The following is a 5,667-nucleotide window of genomic DNA, read 5'->3' on the forward strand; positions in this document are numbered from 1 at the left end:
CCCCAGCTGGTTCAAGCCGGGGCAAGGTTGCACATGGGTCAATTCTCAATGACAATTTCCGCTGTTGCCGGGTCAAATCTCAGTGGCAATCAACATTTTTGCATTTCAGGGGCAGCTAGAACCATCCGAAACCACACCCGGATGGACCATGACCGCGAAGCCCCAGCCCGACAAGACCCTGACCGCCCGGATCGAGGTGTTCCGCCCTGGCACGTTCAAGCCGATGGCGGGCGATCCGATCACCTATTCGGCGGCCGACCTGCGCGCGATCGCCGATGCCTATGATCCCGAGGTCGCGCCGGCGCCGGTCGTCGTGGGTCATCCCGACATCGATGCCCCGGCTTATGGCTGGGTCGAGAGCTTCGAGTATGACGCCGACCGCGAGCGGCTGTTCGCAAACCTCCATCAGGTCGAGCCGACCTTCGCCGAGCTCGTGCAGGCCGGGCGCTTCAAGAAAGTCTCGATGGCCTATTTCGGGCCGAGCCAGGGGCACAATCCGGTGCCGGGCACCTGGTATCCCAAGCATCTGGGCTTCCTCGGGGCGGCCGCCCCGGGCGTGCCCGGTCTCAAGAACGCCCATTTCGCCGGGGCTTCGGGGGCGGCCTTCGAGGTCGCGTTCGGTGCTGCGGAAGAAAGCGCCTCGCTGTTTCGCAAGCTGCGCGACCTTCTGATCGAGAAATTCAGCCTCGAGGACGCGGACCGCGCGCTGCCGTCCTGGCAGATCGAATGGCTCGATGACCAGGCCGAAGGCCCGGACTTCCGCGCCTATGCCGAAAACCCCGCGCCCCCCGGGCCGACCCCCACCCCGAAACCTCCCGAGACCCAAAAGGAGACCCCTGTGACCAAGGAAGCCGATGCGGCCTTCGCCGCGCGCGAGTCCGAACTGTCCGATCGCGAAAAGCGGATCGCCGATCGTGAGGCGGCGATCACCCATACCGACAATGCGGCCTTTGCCGAAAGCCTCGTGCAGGACGGCAAGCTTCTGCCCGCGTCCAGGGACAAGGTCGTGGCGCTCATGGATGTGCTGCCAGGCCATGCCGCCGTCAGCTTTGCCGCCGGCGCCGACAAAATCACCCCCATCGCCGCGCTGAAGGAAATCCTCGAGGCGCAGCCCAAGATCGTCAGCTTCGGCGAGGCCGATCTGCCTGAAAGCGCAGCTGCCAGTTCGGCGGCCTTCGCGGCCGGTGGGCGTGAAGTCGATCCTGTCCGGATGGAAATCCACAACAAGGCGCTGGCCTACCAGAAAGCGCATCCCGGCACGTCCTATGGCGCGGCCGTGGACGCAGTGTCCTGAAGGAGAGGCAGATGCAGCATTATCATGACATTCTGACTGTTACCGTCCAGTCCAGCGGCACTTTCGAGGCCCTGAGCCTGATCGGCTATGACGGCGCGGCCGTGACCACGGCCGACGCGCCTGTCCTCGGCGTCGCAAGGAGCCCCAATACCGTGGTGGGCGACTATGCCGCCGTCATGACCATTGGCTGGGCGCGCGTCCGTGCTGCGGGCATCGTCACGGTCGGCGCCAAGCTGGTTTCCGCTGCCGGCGGCGGCGTCCAGGTCGCGGGCGCCACCCCGGCGAACGCTTTCGCCACCGCCCTGACGAGCGCCGCCGCCGGCGAATTCGTCGATATTCTCATCCGCTAAGGAGCCCCCGAATGTCCTCTCTCAACGTCCGCACCGCTGGGGTCGTCGATCCCATTCTGAGCACCCATGCCCGGGGCTATCGCAACGCCAACTTCATCAGCCATCTGATCTTTCCGCGCGTGCCTGTGCCCAACCGGTCAATGACGGTTCTGCGCTTTGGCAAAGACGATTTCCGGATGGCCCGGACCAAGCGCGCGCCCGGAGCCACCGTCAGCCGCGTGAATTTCGGTTATGCAGCCGAGACGATCGCGCTGGAGCAAGAAGCTCTTGATGCGCAGGTCCCCCGTGAATTCCTGCAAGAGGCAAGCAAAGCGCCGGGCATCAACCTGAGCCGGCTGTCGATCTCCCGGTTGCTGTCGAAGCATGATCTCAATCTGGAGTACGATACCGCCAAGCTGGCGCGCCTCCCGGCGAATTACCATGCCAACAACCAGGTGGCTCTTACGGCCGGTGATCGCTGGACGTCGCCCACCTCGACGCCGGATGAAGACATCGACAATGGCAAGGATGCCGTGCGCCGCATGATTGGCCAGGATCCCAACACGCTGACCTTGGGCCCTACCGCCTTCAAGGCCCTGAAGCGCCATCCGAAGATCAAGGAGCAATTCAAGTACACCTCGTCCAGTTCGATCACGGTGGCCATGCTGGCGTCGTATTTTGAAGTCGAGCGGGTCTTGGTCGGCAAGGCCGTCTACTTGCCCGAAAATGCTAACGATGACGCACCGGCCATCAATGTGTGGGGCGACGACGCGATCTTGTCCTATGTCGCCGAAGGCAGCGAGGATTTCGGGGAGCCCAGCTACGGTTACACCTATGAGCTGGAGGCATCCCCGCTGGTCGAACAGGCGCAATGGGACTTGGGCACCCGGTCGTGGATCCATCCGACGACCATCGACCGCAAGCCGCTTCTGGTTGGCGCCGACGCCGGTTTCCTCTTCCAGAACGCCGGCGCGGCGTAAGGGGGAGCGATGGAAGATCGTATCTCGATCCGCCTGATCGGCCCGGCCAAGATCGACGGCAATTGGCGCAAGCCCGACGACATGGTCGACGTCACGACCGATCAGCTTCGCGATCTGGTTTCGGCGGGTGTCGTCGCAAACAGCGAGGACCGGCATGTTGCCGACCTTGCGCCCGGCATACCCAGCTTTGACGAGGCCGTCGGTGCGATGGCAAAGGTTCTGGCCGATGCGGCCGTTGCGGCTGCGGTCGATGCGGCGCATGCGGAGATCGTTGCCGATCGCGACGCCGCGCGGATCCGCGCCACGGATGCCGAGGCCGAGGTCAGTCGTCAGCATGCCCGCATCATGGCCCTTGAGGCCGAACTGCACGATGCGCAAGGCGAGATCGCCACGCTGAAAGCCGCACCTGTCGAGGCCTCGGCCGCCCCCGTCACCCCGAAACCCGCTCCGAAGAAGGGCGGCGGGGCGAAACAGGGCTGATCCTCCTCCCCAGCCCTGTTGCGCCGGAAACGGCGCCATGGCCAGGGCGGCAACTCGCCCTGGTCAACACCCCAAGCCACAGGATCATCAGATGACCGCCCAGACCATGCAGAACACTGTGACCGCGCCCGCCATCGAGGCGAATATCCTGAGCCAGGAATTCATCAACCCGCCGTCGGTCCCGCACATGACGCTGTGTGTCCTGCGGTTGCGGAACGGTTTTGCGGTCATCGGCGAGGCTGCGCCGGCCGATCTGGCGAACTTTGACGCGGACTATGGCCGTCAGCTCGCGCGGGCCGATGCCATCCGCAAGATCTGGCCCTTCGAGGGATACCTGCTGCGCGAGACGCTTTCGCAGTCCGGCGCGGAGGGCTGAGGTCATGTTTTCCACGACGCGCAACCTGTTTCTGGGGCTGATCCCCTTTGTGTGGCATCATCTTCCGTTTTGCCTGCGCCACGCTGTCAGCACCCTTTCGGCCCTTGCCGGTCCTGCCCGACGCAGCCGCGACATGTCGGCGACCGCGCTGAATGACCGCCGCTCGGCCGGGGCGCGCTGCCGTGGCTTTCTCGGCCGCCCGGCCGTCACCATGCTGGCGGGCTGATCCATGCCCTATGCCACTCTGGACGATCTGATCGAGCGCGCCGGCGAGGTGGAAATCCGCCAGATCGCCGACCGTGATCGTGACGGCACCGCCGATCCCGACGTCATCCTTGCCGCGCTGACTGATGCCGAAAACCTGATCAACGGCTATGTCGCCGCGAGATACGCGGTGCCGCTGCCATCGGTTCCGGCCCTCGTCCGCACCTGGGCGGTGTCGATCGCGCGCTATGTCCTGCATCGCAATGGCGCCCCGGACCATGTGGCGCAGGACTACAAGGAGGCGGTCGCGGCGCTGAAGGATGTCTCGCGCGGCCTGATCGCCCTGCCGGTTGAAGCAGGCGCGACCCCGCCCTCGCAAGCCTCCGGCACGGTCATGGCCGCGCATCCGCCGCAGGCCTTTACCGAGGACAAGCTGCGGGGGTGGCGCTGATGCTGACTGCGATCGTCACCCGCCTGCGCAGTGAGCTGTTGCCCGCTGAAACGCCCGATGTCGTGCTGGTCGAGGATATCGACGAGCTGAGCAACTATGCCGGTCAGGTCGAGAGCGGCTCGGTCATCGTCGTGCCGTTTCGCGAGCAGGCAAGCGCGCAGAGCCTTGCGACCGGCGGGCACCGTCAGCGTGTCGCCCTGCAGTTTCTGACAGGCGTGGTGATCCGCCATTACGACAACCTGATGGGCGCCGAGCGCGCGGTCCAGTTTGACGGTCACGTCCGCCGGATCGAGGCCGCACTTGCCGGCTGGGAGCCGGCCGGCGCGATCTCACCCTGCGCGCTGGTAAGCGGCGAAAGCTCGCCCATCGAGAAGGGTGTCAGCATTTACGTCCAGACCTGGGAAACCGCCCGTTTCCTGACAGGAGCATGACCATGACCGACCACCCGAAATCCGGCGGCCGCTATGACCGCGATCCCGAGACCGGCCAGCTGTCCCGCCGGACAGCACAAGGGTCGGCCGAGATCCCGACGCCCCTCAAAGCCGCCGCGCCGGCTGAAGACACTGCCCCGCCCGCACCCACCACCAAACCCAAGAAGGGAGGCCGCTAATGGCGCGTCTTTTCCGCAAGCTCGCCATCCTTTGTGGGGTGGAAGCGACCTATGCCACCGCGGCGGCGATCACCGCCGCCAATGCCGTCATCGGCACCAATGTCAGCTTCACGCCGCTGGAAGCCGAAGAGGTCAACCGCGATCTCTATCTGCCCTATCTGGGCAACCAGGGCATCATCCTTGCCGGCAAGCATGCGCGGCTGGAATTCGATGTCGAGGTTGCTGGCGCCGGCGCGGCCGGGACCGCGCCGCTTTATGGCGATCTGCTGCGGATCTGTGGTTTCGCCGAAACCGTCACCGCCGGGACCGACACCACCTATACGATCGTCGAGGATGACGTCGACAGCGGCACGATCCATTTCGAGATGGACGGCGTGCGTCACGTCCTGCTGGGCGCGCTTGGCAATATGCAGCTGACCTTCGCGCCGAAGGGCATCCCGCATTATCGCTTCATCCTGACCGGCCTCCTGGGCACGATCACCGATGCGGCCCTGACGCAGACCTCGCTCGCGGGCTGGACGACGCCGCTGGAATGCTCCTCGGCCAACACCACGCTGAGCCTGCACGGCTGGGCCTCGGTTGCCGAGAACCTGACCATCGATCTGGGCAACACGGTCACGCCCCGCTTCCAGATCGGCTCGGAATCGGTGATCATCTCGGATCGCCGCACCACCGGGCAGGCTGTGGTCGAGGCGACCAATCTGGCCACCATCAACTGGTTCCAGCGCGCGCTGGCCCGCACCCGTGGCGCGCTCGAGCTGGTCCATGGCGTGACCGCCGGCAACATCGTCGAGATCAATGGCCCGGCCATCGAGATCGGCAAGATCAGCCAGGGCCAGACCGATGGCATCCTGAACTACCAGCTGCCGCTCAGCTTCTGCCCGGCGACCGGGCGGGACGAGCTGTCGATCGTGGTGCGCTGATGCAGATCACCTTCGACCCC

General features: G+C 65.3%; 10 protein-coding genes. All 10 read left to right on the forward strand.

The features are described from left to right. Positions 1-148 precede the first annotated feature (148 nt). The gene (locus tag DFP89_RS19485; RefSeq protein WP_114350980.1) at positions 149-1,294 is read left to right on the forward strand and encodes a hypothetical protein; all 1,146 of its coding nucleotides are present in this window, start codon (positions 149-151) and stop codon (positions 1,292-1,294) included. Between the two features lie 11 nt (positions 1,295-1,305). Then, complete coding sequence (locus DFP89_RS19490) at positions 1,306-1,644, forward strand: capsid cement protein (protein ID WP_114350981.1); 339 nt, start codon at positions 1,306-1,308, stop codon at positions 1,642-1,644. An 11-nt stretch (positions 1,645-1,655) separates the two neighbouring features. Continuing rightward, positions 1,656-2,603, forward strand: coding sequence for a major capsid protein (locus DFP89_RS19495; protein ID WP_114350982.1), 948 nt, complete (start codon positions 1,656-1,658; stop codon positions 2,601-2,603). 9 nt (positions 2,604-2,612) lie between these two features. Then, complete coding sequence (locus DFP89_RS19500) at positions 2,613-3,083, forward strand: hypothetical protein (RefSeq protein ID WP_114350983.1); 471 nt, start codon at positions 2,613-2,615, stop codon at positions 3,081-3,083. A 91-nt stretch (positions 3,084-3,174) separates the two neighbouring features. Beyond that, the gene (locus tag DFP89_RS19505; RefSeq protein WP_181870408.1) at positions 3,175-3,459 is read left to right on the forward strand and encodes a Gp49 family protein; all 285 of its coding nucleotides are present in this window, start codon (positions 3,175-3,177) and stop codon (positions 3,457-3,459) included. 4 nt (positions 3,460-3,463) lie between these two features. Then, positions 3,464-3,685 carry a hypothetical protein gene (locus DFP89_RS19510; protein WP_114350985.1) on the forward strand — a complete coding sequence of 74 codons (222 nt, stop codon included), beginning with the start codon at positions 3,464-3,466 and terminating at the stop codon, positions 3,683-3,685. A gap of 3 nt (positions 3,686-3,688) precedes the next feature. Continuing rightward, a complete protein-coding gene (locus DFP89_RS19515; RefSeq protein ID WP_114350986.1) occupies positions 3,689-4,114 on the forward strand; it encodes a gp436 family protein in 426 nt (141 codons plus the stop codon). Further along, positions 4,114-4,545, forward strand: coding sequence for a phage tail terminator protein (locus DFP89_RS19520; protein ID WP_114350988.1), 432 nt, complete (start codon positions 4,114-4,116; stop codon positions 4,543-4,545). The genes DFP89_RS19515 and DFP89_RS19520 overlap by 1 nt, the downstream gene beginning before the upstream one ends. 2 nt (positions 4,546-4,547) lie before the next feature. Further along, the gene (locus tag DFP89_RS20445) at positions 4,548-4,724 is read left to right on the forward strand and encodes a hypothetical protein (protein WP_181870409.1); all 177 of its coding nucleotides are present in this window, start codon (positions 4,548-4,550) and stop codon (positions 4,722-4,724) included. Beyond that, entirely contained in the window at positions 4,724-5,647 is a 924-nt protein-coding gene (locus DFP89_RS19525; protein WP_114350987.1) for a phage tail tube protein, read from the forward strand. Before DFP89_RS20445 ends, DFP89_RS19525 begins: the two co-directional genes overlap by 1 nt. The last annotated feature ends 20 nt before the right edge of the window (positions 5,648-5,667 follow it).

The sequence above is a fragment of the Paracoccus lutimaris genome (assembly GCF_003337565.1).
Classification (GTDB): domain Bacteria; phylum Pseudomonadota; class Alphaproteobacteria; order Rhodobacterales; family Rhodobacteraceae; genus Paracoccus; species Paracoccus lutimaris.